Consider the following 14,172-nt stretch of genomic DNA (forward strand, 5'->3'; position numbering starts at 1 on the left):
CCGCAGCCCGATGCGGCCACCGCGGCGCGTGTCGCGCGCATCGAAGCCGCCGCCGCGCGCCTCGCGGCAGCCGGCCCCGATTCGCCGGCCCAGCCGGCGGTGCGCGCGAAGCACCGGATCGCCGCGGCGCCCAACGCGCAGATTGCGCGCGCCGGCGCGGAACCGCAGTCCACCGATCGTTGAAGCCATCCAAGGGGAAGCTCATGAAATCCGCCTACCTCGTATTCGTGCGCCGCGCGGCGCTCGCCGTCCCGCTCGCGTTCGCGCTTGCCGGCTGCATGTCGTCGACCCCCGTGTGGGACAGCCGCTTCGGCGATTCGGTCCGCACCGTGATGCACGCCCAGATCATCGATCCGCATGCCGGCGAACATCCTTCGTCGGCATCGGGAGTCGACGGCAACGCCGCCGCGGCCGCGCTCGACAACTACGACAAGTCGTTCAAGCAGGCCGTGCCGCCCGCCAACGCATTCGTGATCGGCATCGGCAAGGCCACGCAGTAACGACACCACGCTCAGGGAGAACGCCATGAACCGCGCAGCCCGCTATCCGAAACTCACGCGTCGCAGCCCGCATCGCCAGCGCGGTGCCGTCGCGATCATCGTCGGCCTCTCGCTGGCGGTGATGATCGGGTTCGTCGGGCTCGCGCTGGATCTCGGCAAGCTGTACGTCACGCGCAGCGAACTGCAGAACAGCGCCGATGCCTGCGCGCTGTCGGCTGCGCGCGACCTGACCTCGGCGATCAGCCTGTCGGTGGCCGAAGCCGACGGCATCGCCGCCGGCCATCTGAATTTCGTGTTTTTCCAGAAGAAGTCGGTGCAGATGTCGACGAACGCGAACGTCACGTTCAGCGATTCGCTGACCAACCCGTTCCTGACCAAGGACGCGGTCGCGACGCCGGCGAACATCAAGTACGTGCAGTGCACCGCGACGCTGAGCAGCATCGCGCACTGGTTCATCGAGGTGCTGAACGTGCTGCCGGGCACGAAGCTCGCGAATGCGGCGGAAGTGTCGGCGAGCGCGATCGCGACCGTCGGCGGCGGGCAGACGACTTGCGCGATTCCGGTGTTCGTGTGCCGCGGCCCGTCCGACCCGGCTTACAAGGTCGGCGACTGGATTTCGTCGCCGTCGGGGTCGTCGTCCACGTACGGGCCCGGCAACTTCGGCTGGGCGGCGCTCGACGGCTCGACGAACGAGACGACGCTCGCGAGCGAGCTGTCGGGCAATACCTGCAACATCACGAGCCCGCCCGATCTGGCCACCACGGGCATGAAGGCGGCGTCGCAGCGTGCATGGAATACGCGCTTCGGCATCTACACGAACGGCGCGAACGGCTCGAGCGGCCAGCCCGACTTCACCGGCTACGCGTATGTCGGCCCGAACTACGGGCCGCCGGGAACGCCGGGCATCAAGGGTGACGCGTACACGCAGTTCGTGGCCGACCGCGCGAGCTTCAAGCCTTACCAGGGCGACGGCGCGCCACCGTCGGGCAGCGGCATCGCCACCAACGGCACGGCGACGGCGAGCAACTACGCGACCTACGGCAGCGACCGCCGCCTCGCGCTCGCGCCGGAAGGCGACTGTTCGGCGCTGAAGGGCACCAGCGGCAAGGTGCACGTCACGCAATGGGATTGCGTGCTGATGCTCGATCCGCTCCCGTTCAGCGCCGGCAGCGGCGCCGTCGTCGCGCACCTCGAATACCTCGGCTCGTCGGTGTCGGGCAACAACCCGTGCGCGACGCACGGCTTGCCCGGCAGCGGCAGCGCATCGGGCACGCAGGTGCCGATGCTCGTTCAATAGCGGAGAGACGATCATGAAGAAGCCGCCGATTCGTCGTTCGCGCACCCGCGGCGTCGTCGCCGTCGAGTTCGCGCTCGTGCTGATGCCGATGATCATGCTCGCGACGGGCGTGGCCGAATTCGGCCGCGCGATCTACCAGTACGAGACGCTGACCAAGGCCACGCGCGATGCGGCACGCTACCTGTCGGTCTGGCTGCCGACCGACAGCGCGTATCCGGTATCGCAGGCGCAGTGTCTCGTCGTCTACGGCAGCACGACGTGCGGCACGTCGGGCACCGAGCTCGTGCCCGGGCTCACGACGTCGATGGTCACGATCTGCGACGCACAGCGCACGACCGGCTGCAGCGATGCGTCGGACCCGTCGCAGTTCGCGAACCTGCCGACCTACGATTCGAACAACAACGCGCCGAGCGGCACGGCCACGGGCGCGATCAACGTCGTCGAAGTGAAGATCTCGGGCTACCACTACCAGCCGATCCCTGCGTTCCCCGGGCTGCCGTCGATCACCTTCGGCAACATCGTCACCGTGATGAGGCAGGTGTCATGAATGCGCGCCATTTCCCGCTGTCACGCCGGCGCACGCAGCGCGGCGTCGCGATCGTCGAATTCGCGCTGATCGCGTCGGTGCTGATCATGCTGCTGATCGGCATCTTCGAGTTCGGCCGCGTGCTGTTCTACTGGAATACCGCGAGCGAGGCCGTGCGCCTCGGCGCGCGCACCGCGGTGGTGTGCGACGTGAACGCCGCGGGCGTCGTGAAGCGTGTGCGATCGCTGCTGCCGCTGCTGTCGAACGCGAACGTGTCGGTGAACTACACGCCGTCGAGTTGCGACATCAACACGTGCTCGTTCGTGACGGTGAGCGTCACGAACGTCACCGTCAAGACCATGATCCCGTTCATGAACGTCACGGTGAAAATGCCGCCGTTCACGACGACGCTGCCGCGCGAAAGCCTGAATTCCGCGACGGGCGGCTCCGCCTGCAACTAATCGAAAAGACGAGGCACACGACATGATCAACATCCTCGTAGCTTCCGACGATACCGCGCGGCTTTCGCAGATCGCGCGTCTCGTGGCCGACTGCGGACGCTATCGCACGACGCGCGCCACCGGCCGTCCGTCGCAGATCGAACATCGCACCGACGGGCTCGACGCGTTCGACATCCTGCTGATCGACGGCACGTCGCTCGAGCCGTCCGAGCTGTCGGCGATCGAGCGCATCTGCCGCGCGCATGCGGGCCTGACCTGCATCCTCGTGACGGCCGACGCTTCGCCGCACGTGCTGCTCGATGCGATGCGGGCGGGCGCGCGCGACGTGCTGCAGTGGCCGCTCGATCCGCAGGCGCTCGGCAACGCACTCGGCCGGGCGGCCGCGCAAAGCACGCCGCGCGATACCGACGACACGCGCATCGTGTCGTTCCTGTCGTGCAAGGGCGGGGCCGGCACGAGCTTCGCGGCCGGCAACGTCGCGTTCGAGATCGCCGAGGGTTTCAAGCGCCGCGTGCTGCTGATCGACCTGAACCAGCAGTTCGCCGACGCGGCGTTCCTCGTCAGCGACGAAGCCCCGCCGTCGACGCTGCCGCAGCTGTGCGCGCAGATCGAGCGGCTCGACAGCGCGTTTCTCGACGCGAGCGTCGCGCACGTGACGGACAACTTCCACGTGCTCGCGGGCGCGGGCGACCCGGTCAAGGCTGCCGAGATGCGCGAGGACGCGCTCGAATGGATACTCGGCGTCGCCGCGCCGCGCTACGACTTCGTGATCTTCGACGTCGGCGTCGCCATCAACCCGCTGTCGATGGTCGCGCTCGATCGCAGCGACCAGATCCAGATCGTGCTGCAGCCCGCGATGCCGCACGTGCGCGCCGGCCGCCGGCTGCTGGAGATTCTCGTGTCGCTCGGCTACTCGACCGACCAGATGCGGCTGATCGTGAACCGCACGACGCGCGCGAGCGAGCGCACCCGCACCGCGCTCGAGGAAGTGCTCGGCCTGCACGCGGCCTGCACGATTCCCGACGACGCCGACACCGTGCTCGAAGCGATCAACCAGGGCCATCCGGTGTCGCGGCTCGCGCGCGGCTCGGCGGTCGCGCGTGCGTTGCAGGGCTGCGCGAAGCAACTCGTCGACGGCGGAGTGCGCGCGGGACGCGGCGCGACGCACAGCGAACCGTTGATGTCCCGGCTGTTCGGTCGCAAGGCCACGCCGAAGCTCAAGTCGATGTAATTCTTTCGGGGAACCATCATGTCATTGCGCGAACAGATGTCGTTGCACCGGGCCCAGCCGCTGGCGGCGGGCAGCGAGCCGGCCGGCCCGGCGCATTCGTCGGTGCGCGACGCATACCAGAAGCTGCGCCGCGAAATTCACCTGGCCGTGCTCGAGCGCGTGGAGCTCGAGCGCCTGTCGCGGCTGCATCAGGATCAGGTCCGCATGGAGATCGGCTCGCTGATCGCGCGCATCCTCGACGAGGAGCGGATGCCGGCGAACGACATCGAGCGGCGCCAGCTCGCGATCGACGTGTACGACGAGATGTTCGGCTTCGGCCCGCTCGAGGCGCTGCTGCGCGACCCCGGCATCTCCGACATCCTCGTGAACACCTATCGGCAGGTCTACGTCGAGCGGTGCGGGCAGCTCGAACTGACCGACGTGACGTTCTACGACGACGCGCACCTGATGAAGGTGATCGAGAAGATCGTGTCGCGCGTGGGGCGCCGCATCGACGAATCGAGCCCGATGGTCGATGCGCGGCTGCCGGACGGCTCGCGCGTGAACGCGATCATCCCGCCGTCCGCGATCGACGGGCCGCTGATGTCGATCCGGCGTTTCGCGGTCAACCCGTTGAAGATGGACGACCTGGTGCGCTTCCACAGCCTGACGCCGCCGATGGCCGAGCTGCTCGACGCGCTGTCGCGCGCGAAGGTGAACGTGCTGGTGTCGGGCGGCACGGGCAGCGGCAAGACGACGCTGCTCAACATCCTGTCCGGCTTCATTCCGCGCAACGAGCGGATCGTGACGATCGAGGACGCGGCCGAGCTGCAACTGCAGCAGCCGCACGTGCTGCGGCTCGAAACGCGTCCGCCGAACATCGAGGGCAAGGGCGAGATCACGCAGCGCACGCTGGTGCGCAACGCGCTGCGGATGCGCCCGGACCGGATCATCCTCGGCGAAGTGCGCGGCGCCGAAGCGCTCGACATGCTCAACGCGATGAACACGGGCCACGAAGGCTCGCTCGCGACGATCCACGCGAACACGCCGCGCGACGCGCTGACGCGGCTCGAGAACATGGTCAGCGTGTCGGGCCTGACGCTGCCGCCGAAGACGATGCGTCAGCAGATCGCGTCGGCGATCTCGGTGGTCGTGCAGGCGGCGCGGCTGACCGACGGCAAGCGCAAGATCGTCAGCATCCAGGAGCTGACCGGGATGGAAGGCGACATCATCAACATGCAGGAGATCTTCACGTTCAAGCGCACGGGCGTGGACCGCGACGGCTCGGTGCGCGGCCACTTCTGCGCGACCGGCGTGCGGCCGAAGTTCGTCGAGCGACTGCAGGCGTTCGGCATCAACCTGCCGGATTCGCTGTACGACCCGTCCGTGCGTTACGAAACGGACTGACGACAGGCGCCGTGTGCTGCCGGGGAGGCCTCATGAATGCGATCTTTTACGGTTTTGTGATTCTTACCTTCGTCGCGGTCGTGCTGTCGATCGAAGGCATCTATCAATGGTGGAACGCGCGGCACGGCACCGCCGCGCGCCGGATCGAATCGCGCATTCGCGCGATGTCGGCCGGCGGCAACGTCCAGCAGGAGCGGCTGTCGATCCTGAAGAAGCGGATGCTCGACGAGTCGAAATCGTTCGACCGGCTGCTGCTGCGCATGCCGCGCGTGCACGCGCTCGATCTCGTGATCCAGCAGTCGGGCCTCGACTGGACGCTGCCGAAGCTGATCACGCTCAGCGCGACGTTCGCGGCGTTCGCGTGGTTCGCGGCGAGTTTCGCGCGCTTGCCGCAACTGGCCGCGGTGCCGATCGCGCTCGTCGCCGGCTGGATGCCGATGGCGTACGTGCTGCGCTGCCGCGCGCGACGGATGCGCAAGCTCGAGCGGCAGTTGCCGGACATCTGTGACATGATCGCGCGCGCGCTGCGCTCCGGTCATTCGTTCACGAGCACGCTCGGGATGGTCGGCGACGAGTTTTCCGAGCCGATGGGCGGCGAGTTCCGCGTCACGTTCGACGAGGTCAACTACGGCGTGTCGCTGCACGACGCGCTGATGAACCTCGCGACGCGCGTGCCGGTGCAGGACCTGCGCTACTTCGTGATCGCGGTGCTGATCCAGCGCGAGACGGGCGGCAACCTGGCCGAGCTGCTCGACAGCATCGCCGGGCTGATCCGCGAGCGCTTCAAGCTGTTCGACAAGGTGCGCGTGCTGTCGGCGGAAGGGCGGCTGTCGGCGTGGATTCTCGGGCTCTTGCCGTTCGGCACCGCGGCGGTGATGGCGCTGCTGAACCGCGAATTCCTGTCCGTGCTCTGGGAGGATCCCGCGGGCATCCGGATGGTCGGCACGATGCTGGTGTCGATGCTGTTCGGCCTGTTCTGGATCCGCCGAATCGTGCGCATTCGCGTCTGACGCGCGCGCCGAATAACGAACCGTTGCGAGGTTGTCATGCAAAACCTGAGCGTGGTCCAGGCCGTGATGCTGGGCGGCTTGTTCATCTTCGTGGCCGGCGGCGTGCTCGTCGCGATGCTGCTGTTCGCGCCGCGCAGCATCCAGCGCCGGATCGAGCAGGCCGGCGGAGCCGGGGCGGGCGCCGTCGCCGGCCCGGGCGACGGCGACGACATGGCGTCGCGCTGGGTCGCGAAGCTGGTCGAGCTGTCCACCCCGATCTCGAAGCTGTCGGTGCCGAAGGAAGGCTGGGAGAGTTCGCCGCTGCGCATCCGGCTGATGAATGCCGGCTGGCGCAACCAGAGCGCGGCCGCATTGTATTTCACCGCGAAGACGGTGCTCGCGCTCGGCCTGCCGTGCGCGGCGCTGCTGGTGCTGATCACGACGTCGCTCGGCGACGAGCGCGCGCTGCTGTCGCTGATCCTCGTCGCGCTCGCCGGCATCGGTTACTACATCCCGAACGTCGTGCTGTCGCAGCGGGTCAAGGTGCGCCAGCAGAAGATCTTCGAGGATTTCCCGGACGCGCTCGACCTGCTGACGGTGTGCGTCGAAGCGGGGCTCGGGCTCGACGCGGCACTGATGAAGGTGAGCGAGGAACTGCGGTTTCGCAGCGAGGTGGTCGCGAGCGAACTCGATCTGCTGCTGCTCGAGATGCGCTCCGGCTTCACGAAGGAAACGGCGCTGCGCAATCTCGCGCTGCGCACCGGCGTGGAGGACATCGAATCGTTCTGCGCGATGCTGATCCAGGCGGACCGGTTCGGCACGAGCATCAGCGAATCGCTGCGCGTGCTGTCGGACATGCTGCGCACGCGGCGTCGGATGCGCGCGGAGGAACGCGCGGCGAAGATCGCGCTGAAGCTGCTGTTCCCGCTGATCTTCTGCATTTTCCCCGCGCTGATGGTGGTGCTGCTCGGCCCGGCGATGATTCACGTGTATCGCGTGCTGCTGCCCACGTTCGTCGGCATCGCGCAATGAGCGATGCACGGATGCGGCTGCGTTCGCATCGATAAAGGCTACGTGTGCCGGCCTCCGGGCCAATCGGCGGCCGGCACTGCGACAGGCTTCATGGAGGCTCCCTCCCCAGGCGGCGCCGCGAGACAGATCGACCATAGCGGCGTCAATGTATCCTCGACCCATGGTCGATCATGGAACAAGCCGTAGTCCACCGCCTTCACGGCTGCCCCCTACTGCTAACCGTTTGACACGGCGTGCGCCGGATCGGGGCGGCCGGCGCGCGGTGCGTCACTGAAAATGATGCACGTAGCGCAGTACCATCCGCGTCCCCTGGGGCCGGTTGCGCGCATACGTCTCGAAGTACGCGTTGAACAGCAGGTGATCGTGCGGCGAGAAGCTGACCATCGCCCCCGGCCCGATCGCGAATACCGCTTCCCGTGTGCCCGGCACGTCCTGCCCGTTGGCCTTCATGTCGGTGGTCTGGCGCAACCAGTAGCCGTTGAGCCCCAGCCGCAGGCCGGGCCGCACTTCGTACTCGGTCGCGAAGTTCACGTGGATCGCCTGGCCGGCCTGCGTCGACGTCACGTCGGGCCCGAGTGCCGTGGCCGGCCGATGGTTGGTCGCGTTCCACAGATAGTGCAGCCGCCACGATACGGTCCATTTCGGCGTGACCCACAGCGTCGCCGCCCAGTACGGATCGAACGACCAGAAATGGCTGCCCGGATTGATCGCGCGCGACGGATCGTACGCGCCGGTCGGCACGATGAACTGGAATTCGACGCGCTGCGCGAAGCGCGGGCCCTGCGCGCCCATCACCGGGTCGAACTGGACGAACGGGCCGATCAGCAGATCGCCGAAGCCGGCGCGCGCATTCAGCGCGACGTTGCCGATGCCGTCGTCGGTCCGCGCGGACGCGATCCACGGCAGGATCACGTCGAGGCCCGGATGCATGCCGGCGAACGTCAGCGGCGACTGATAGACGAGCTGGCTCAAGCCCGCGAACAGGTCGATGTCCTGCTTCGGCAACCCGACCTTGTTGCCCGCATTGTCGTTGACGCGGCCAGCCGTGTAGTACTGCAGGTACTGCGTGCCGTACCAGCCGGCGCCGGCCGGCGGCATGCCGTCGAGGAAACTCGTCATGCCGAGGTTGACGGCCGGCAGGTCGGCCGCATGGGCTGGCGCGTGGCCGGCGAGACCGACGAGCGCGAAGCCTGCGGCGACGAGCAGGCGAGAGCCGAATTTCATGTTCACCACCTCCTGGATATTATTTGTATGTACTAATCAAAGCGCGCGTGAAAGATCGGGGTGATCGGCGATCGCGCGATACTGGCCGGTATGGAACACGAGCGGTGCCTTGCCGAACGCGTCGAATTGCTCGATCTCGCCGATGAAGAGCAAATGATCGCCGCCTTCGTAGTGGCCGACGTTGCGGCACACGAAGCGCGCGCTCGCGCCGTCGAGGCAGGGCACGCCGCCGCTTTCCGACTCCGCGTGCGGCACGCCGTCGAACTTGTCGGCGCTGGGCGTCGCGAAGCGGCGCGACAGGTCGATCTGGTCGTGCGCGAGGATGTTGATCGCGAAATGGGTCGCCGCGACGAAATCCGGGCGGCTCGGCGCGACCTTGCGCAGGCTCCACAGCACGAGCGGCGGATCGAGCGACAGCGACGAGAACGAATTCGCGGTGAGCCCCACCTTGCGCCCGTCGGCCGCGCACGTGGTGATCACGGTGACGCCGGTCGGGAACTGTCCGAACGCGGCGCGCAACTGCATCGGGTCGAGGGCCGGACGGTCGGTAACGGTCGTTTCCATGACGGTTACTCCGCTCGCACGCTGTGTTGCCGGATCAGCGCCGCGCACGCCGACGGCTCGAACCACCAAGGCGAGAACCGGCGCGGATCGTCGAAGCCGTCGACGATCACCTTGGCAAGCGACGGCGACTGGCCGGCCGCGCCGAGCAGTTCGAGGATGTGCGGCGGCGGCGGGGTGAGCAGCGAGTTGGTCCAGCGCACGACATGCTGCGCATAGGCCCAGTAGCTTTCGAACGTCTGCTGCATCCACTCTTCGCCGAACGGCGCGGCGTCGCGCGCGACGATCGCCGCGAAATACGCGTTCGCGCATTTCGCGGCGTTGTTCGAGCCCTGGCCGGTGATCGGATCGTTGACCACCACCGCGTCGGCCATCCCGAACACGGTGCGGCCCGACGGCAGCCGGAAGAACGGCATGCGTACCGTCGGCGCGAAGCGCCCGGCCAGCGTGCCGTTCGGATCGGTAAGCTCGACGTCGCGGCAGCGCTCGAATTCCCACGGTACGTACTGCTGCAGGAACGACAGGCTCCGGTCCAGATGCTGCTCGGGCGTCTTCACGTCGGCCCAGCAGTCGAGCGGGCCGCCCGGGATGCCTTCGAACACCATGATTTCGCACGGGCCGGTGGTGGTCAGCGCGGGAAACACGAAGTACTCGCCGATGCCCGGCAGCAGGTTGAAGCGCACGCGCGAATACGGCTCGCTCGGCGTCATCCCTTTCACGTAGGTGAGCGCCAGCGCGCGCTGGGGGCGGTCGAACGGGCTGCGCGCATCGTCGCGGCCGAGCAGGTTGACGATGTCGCCCTTGCCCGCCGCGAGCAGCACGAGGTCGTGGCTGCGCGCGAGTTCCTCGAGTTCGGGCACGCCGATGTCGCCGATCCGCACGTCCGCGCCGCGGCGGCGGACGCCGTCGAGCCAGTCGGCCATCTTCACGCGCTGGTCGACCGACTGCGCGTAGCGGGTCAGCCGCGACGACCAGTCGATCACCTTGCGGCCGTTGCCGTCCGGGTGCGGCACCGCGATGCCGATGCCTTCGACGGACGGGCACGCTTCCTCCCACGTATTCAGGCCGAGATCGCGCTCGATCTGCAACGACGTGTGGAACATGCACTGGCTCGACATGACCTTGCCCGAGCGGATCTGCTCAGCGTCGCGGTTGGTCGCGAGCGTGACGTGGTAACCCTGGTCGAGCAGGGCGAAGGCGAGTTGCAGGCCGGACTGGCCGGCGCCGACGATAGCGATGCGTCTCATGGGAGTGTCCTTGGTTGGCCGTGTGGCGGCCGGAATGATTGCGTGAAGGGGCGGCGCGAAGCGGTCACTCCGCGAGCCGCGGAATCGCCGGCACCGCCTGTTCGGGGCCCATCGCGGCATAGCCGCCGTCCACCGCGTAGTCGGCGCCCGTCACGAAGCTCGCGGCGTCGCTGCACAGGAACGTGACGACCTGCGCGACTTCCGACGGATCGCCGACGCGGCCGAGCAGGTGGAACGGCGCGGCGACGCGATCGGTCTTCGCGCGGTCGCCGTGCGTCAGCTCGTCCATCACGCGCGACCAGGTCCAGCCCGGCGACACCGAGTTGACGCGAATGCGATCGGGCGCGAGATCCATCGCCATGCTGCGCGTGAGCTGTCGGATCGCGGCCTTGGAGGTCGGATACAGCCAGCGGCCGGTCTGCGCGCACTGCGCGGAGATCGAGCTGAAGTTGACGATCGCGCCGCCGCCGCGCCGGGCCATGTGCGGATGCACGGCCTTCGCGAGCATCGCCGCCGACACGACGTTGACGTCCATCGCCGCGAGCCAGTCGTTGCGGGTCGCGTGGATGCCGTTGTCGACGTAGCTGCACGCGAGGTTGACGAGCACGTCGATCGCGCCGAACCGTTCGACGATCGTCGCGATCGCGCGCTCGATCGCGCGGTCGTCGGTGATGTCGAGCGCGAGGAACAGCGCCCGTTCGCCGAGCGATGCGGCAACGCGTGCGCCGTTGTCCGCATCGAGATCGAGGATCGCGACGCTCGCACCGGCGCGGCTCAGGTCCTGCGCGACCGCGGCGCCGATCAGCGTGGCGCCGCCGGTGACGAGCGCGACTTTGCCAGCAAGGGCATTCATGGGGTGTCTCCGGGAATCGTGGGGTGAGGATGGGGCCGCGTCAGCGCGCCTCCGTCGACGGTGCGCTGTCGTGCCAGCGGCGCATCAGGCCGTTGGACGGCACGGTTTCGTCGAGCAGCTTGCGGGCCGTGTCGACGCCGGCGACCGGCAGGCCGGACGGGTCGAGCAGGCCGATCTGCACGAGCACGCTCGCCTGATCCCAGTAAATGTGCTCGTGATAGAGCTTGTCGCCGCGAAACTTGACGATCGCGACGAGCGGAATCTCGACGCGCTTGCCGGTCGGCGCGACGCCCGGCAGCATCCAGTCGATCTCGGTGGTGTGCGTGAAGCGGAACAGCAGCTCGTCGACGATCTGGCTCGCGCCGATCGTGCGCGAGATCGGCGTGATCGTCGTGTCGGGCGGGTTCGCATGCACGAAGTGATGCGTGTAGAAGCGCTTGAGCTCGTCGTGGCCGACGCCGCCCGTCAGCGTCGGAATATGGTTGACGTACGGCTGGGCGACCATCGTGGCCATCGTCGCGTCGACGTTGCGCGTGTCGAACTCGTGCTTCAGGTGCGTTTCCCACAGCGCGGACAGGTCGTAGTGCGGGCCGAGCGCGGCGCGGAACGCGGCGATCGCGCGCTGGTGAGCCATGACCGCGGCGGCCTTGTCGAAATGATCGCCGCCGGCGCGGGCGAACGCGTGATCGACGCCGGGGTAGACGTACACTTCGACGCCGTCGCGGCCGGACAGCGCATCCGCGATGCGCTGCTGCGCGTCGGGCGGGCAGAAGCGGTCCTGCGCGGCGATCTGCAATACGAGCCGCCCGCGCAGGTGCGCCGCTTCGTCCAGCGCATGCTCGATGCCCACGCCGTAGTAACTGACCGCCGCGGCCACGCCCGGCAGCCGGCACGCGGCGAGATAGGCGAGCTTGCCGCCGAGGCAGTAGCCGAGCACGCCGGCCTCGCCCGTGCATTCCGGCCGCTGGCGGAGCATGTCCAGCGCGGCGCCGATGTCCTCCACGCCCTTGTTTTCGTCGAATTCGCGATAAAGGGCCATCGCGCGTTCGAAATCGGCCGCCGCGTAACCGAGCTCGATCCCCGGCGACTGGCGCCAGAACAGGTCCGGCACGAGCACGGTATAGCCTTCCTCGGCGTAGTAGTCGGCCACGTCGCGCATCGTCGCGTTCGCGCCGAAAATTTCGTGACAGAGCACGATGCCCGGCCCGGTTCCGCCGGCCGGCGTGCTCAGGTACGCGCGGAACGCGCCGCCGTCCGGCGATGGAACCTCGATGTGACGTCCGTTCATGTGTCCCTCCATGCTGTGGGTTTCGGTGACGGGCCCAGTATTGGCGGACGAAATGCGCGCTTCTATCCGCTTTCTTCGGCCGTTATCCGCGAATTCCGGAAACCTGCGACAGCGGCCGCGGCGGGCCGGCGGGCCTCGGCGGACCGCGGGTATGTGCGGATGCGGACAGCCCGCCCAGTTTTCTACGATGCGCGAACGGTCCGCTTCTTGCATGGCTTGGGCTGGACTTGCGTGTTTCGCGGGACGGACTGTCCGGATACTGCGAGCGCTGTCCGGATCGTGCGACGGATTCCCCGAGATCGGGAATGCGTGCACGGCGCGAGTGCGATCGAGCACGACGGGAGAACTTCGATGGCGCAATTTTCCGAAACCGGCTGGCTGGCCGACGCCGCCTGTTTCAATCACGACACGCTGCTGCTGGAGTCGAACGACGTCGACGAGGTGCGCGCGCGCGTCGCCGACGTGTTCAAGCCGCACCGGCTCACGCCGACCGGCGAATCGCGCGCGCTGCACAGCTGCATGCATCATGCGCGCTGGGGCAACCTGTCGTTGAACCTGCTCGATTACGGCGGCGGCGTCAGCATCGAGCCGGGGCCGCTCGAACATTTCTTCCTGCTGCAGATTCCGCTGCGCGGCCACGCCGAAATCGAATGCGGCGCGACGCGCTTCGTGTCGTCGCCGGGCACCGCGTCGCTGCTTTCGCCGACGCTGCCGCTGAAGATGCGCTGGGGCGATGCGTGCCCGCAGGTCATCCTGCGCATCGAGCGGGAAGTGATGGAGCGCCACGCACAGCGGCATTTCGGCGACGACCGGCGCGCGAGCGTCGAATTCGAACCGGAATTCGACCTGGCGTCGCCGCAGGGTACCTGTCTCGCGCAATTGCTGCCGGTGCTCGCCGGCGCGATCGCGACGGACGCGCATCCGCTGCGTCATCCGCTCGCGTTCGAGCAGCTCGAATCGACGCTGCTCAACCTGCTGCTGCACGGCCACCCGAACAGCGCGCGCAACGGCACGCGACACGTGCCGACGGCGCTCGCGCCGTTCTACGTGCGGCGCGTGGAAGAATACATTCGCGCGCATCTCGACGAGCCGCTGACGATCGAACGGCTCGCCGAACTCGCCGGCGTCAGCCCGAGCACGCTGTTCGCCGGCTTTCGCCATCGCCACGGGATCACGCCGATGGGCTTCGTGCGACAGTTGCGGCTGCAACATGTGCGCGAGGAACTGCTGGCCGGCGACACGCCGGGGCTCGCGTCGGTCACCGACGTCGCGCTGAAATGGGGCTTCGCGCACCTCGGGCGGTTCGCGATCGAGTACAAGCGGGCGTTCGGCGAATCGCCGTCGGCGACGCTCAGGATGCGGCGCGGGCGGAGTTGAACGCAACGGCGGGAACGATGCCCCGCCGCCGCGCGGGTCGGTGCGGCCGATGGTCCGGAGGCGCGTGCCGTGCCGCCTAGGGCGTGTTCACGCTAATAACGGGCTTGCGCTGGCCCCCAGAAGGGCCGAGCGCGAGGATTGCGACGAAGCGAATACTCGACGTATTCGCGAGGAGCATGACGCAGCGATCGGCCCTTCTG

14 protein-coding genes and 1 pseudogene are annotated in these 14,172 nt (G+C 67.9%); 10 read left to right on the plus strand and 5 right to left on the minus strand.

Features of this window, described 5'->3' with window-relative positions:
- From QZM15_RS33675 to QZM15_RS33715, 9 genes and pseudogenes are all read left to right on the plus strand, one after another.
- Positions 1 to 183 (plus strand): annotated as a pseudogene (locus tag QZM15_RS33675) (hypothetical protein); the annotation flags it as partial.
- 20 nt (positions 184 to 203) lie between these two features.
- Positions 204 to 500 carry a hypothetical protein gene (locus QZM15_RS33680; protein WP_059577636.1) on the plus strand — a complete coding sequence of 99 codons (297 nt, stop codon included), beginning with the start codon at positions 204 to 206 and terminating at the stop codon, positions 498 to 500.
- Positions 501 to 525: 25 nt separating this feature from the next.
- On the plus strand, positions 526 to 1,797 hold the full coding sequence (locus QZM15_RS33685; RefSeq protein WP_302108015.1) for a pilus assembly protein TadG-related protein: 1,272 nt from the start codon (positions 526 to 528) through the stop codon (positions 1,795 to 1,797).
- Between the two features lie 13 nt (positions 1,798 to 1,810).
- A complete protein-coding gene (locus QZM15_RS33690) occupies positions 1,811 to 2,344 on the plus strand; it encodes a TadE/TadG family type IV pilus assembly protein (RefSeq protein ID WP_104012662.1) in 534 nt (177 codons plus the stop codon).
- Positions 2,341 to 2,784, plus strand: a complete 444-nt coding sequence (locus tag QZM15_RS33695) for a TadE/TadG family type IV pilus assembly protein (protein ID WP_059577645.1) — start codon at positions 2,341 to 2,343, stop codon at positions 2,782 to 2,784. The genes QZM15_RS33690 and QZM15_RS33695 overlap by 4 nt, the downstream gene beginning before the upstream one ends.
- 22 nt (positions 2,785 to 2,806) lie before the next feature.
- On the plus strand, positions 2,807 to 4,015 hold the full coding sequence (locus QZM15_RS33700) for an AAA family ATPase (RefSeq protein ID WP_060010530.1): 1,209 nt from the start codon (positions 2,807 to 2,809) through the stop codon (positions 4,013 to 4,015).
- An 18-nt stretch (positions 4,016 to 4,033) separates the two neighbouring features.
- Entirely contained in the window at positions 4,034 to 5,401 is a 1,368-nt protein-coding gene (locus QZM15_RS33705) for a CpaF family protein (protein ID WP_059577652.1), read from the plus strand.
- Between the two features lie 32 nt (positions 5,402 to 5,433).
- The gene (locus QZM15_RS33710) at positions 5,434 to 6,411 is read left to right on the plus strand and encodes a type II secretion system F family protein (protein WP_059577655.1); all 978 of its coding nucleotides are present in this window, start codon (positions 5,434 to 5,436) and stop codon (positions 6,409 to 6,411) included.
- A 36-nt stretch (positions 6,412 to 6,447) separates the two neighbouring features.
- Positions 6,448 to 7,422: a type II secretion system F family protein gene (locus QZM15_RS33715; RefSeq protein WP_060313788.1), complete on the plus strand. Its 975-nt coding sequence runs from the start codon at positions 6,448 to 6,450 to the stop codon at positions 7,420 to 7,422.
- Positions 7,423 to 7,689: 267 nt separating this feature from the next.
- Here QZM15_RS33715 and QZM15_RS33720 read toward each other — a convergent pair whose 3' ends face one another.
- The 5 genes from QZM15_RS33720 to QZM15_RS33740 all read right to left on the minus strand — a co-directional run bounded on the left by QZM15_RS33720 (position 7,690) and on the right by QZM15_RS33740 (position 12,595).
- Positions 7,690 to 8,646, minus strand: coding sequence for a transporter (locus QZM15_RS33720; protein ID WP_124657512.1), 957 nt, complete (start codon positions 8,644 to 8,646; stop codon positions 7,690 to 7,692).
- Positions 8,647 to 8,682: 36 nt separating this feature from the next.
- Positions 8,683 to 9,210 (minus strand): flavin reductase family protein, encoded by a 528-nt coding sequence (locus QZM15_RS33725; RefSeq protein WP_302108016.1) that lies wholly within the window; start codon positions 9,208 to 9,210, stop codon positions 8,683 to 8,685.
- A gap of 5 nt (positions 9,211 to 9,215) precedes the next feature.
- Positions 9,216 to 10,454, minus strand: coding sequence for a styrene monooxygenase/indole monooxygenase family protein (locus QZM15_RS33730; RefSeq protein ID WP_302108017.1), 1,239 nt, complete (start codon positions 10,452 to 10,454; stop codon positions 9,216 to 9,218).
- A gap of 64 nt (positions 10,455 to 10,518) precedes the next feature.
- A complete protein-coding gene (locus QZM15_RS33735; RefSeq protein ID WP_059577664.1) occupies positions 10,519 to 11,307 on the minus strand; it encodes an SDR family oxidoreductase in 789 nt (262 codons plus the stop codon).
- 40 nt (positions 11,308 to 11,347) lie between these two features.
- Positions 11,348 to 12,595, minus strand: coding sequence for a dienelactone hydrolase family protein (locus tag QZM15_RS33740; protein ID WP_302108018.1), 1,248 nt, complete (start codon positions 12,593 to 12,595; stop codon positions 11,348 to 11,350).
- A gap of 351 nt (positions 12,596 to 12,946) precedes the next feature.
- Here QZM15_RS33740 and QZM15_RS33745 point away from each other — a divergent pair, with 351 nt between their 5' ends.
- Positions 12,947 to 13,972, plus strand: coding sequence for an AraC family transcriptional regulator (locus QZM15_RS33745; RefSeq protein ID WP_124657510.1), 1,026 nt, complete (start codon positions 12,947 to 12,949; stop codon positions 13,970 to 13,972).
- Positions 13,973 to 14,172 lie beyond the last annotated feature (200 nt).

The sequence above is a fragment of the Burkholderia sp. AU44665 genome, from assembly GCF_030504405.1.
GTDB lineage: Bacteria > Pseudomonadota > Gammaproteobacteria > Burkholderiales > Burkholderiaceae > Burkholderia > Burkholderia semiarida.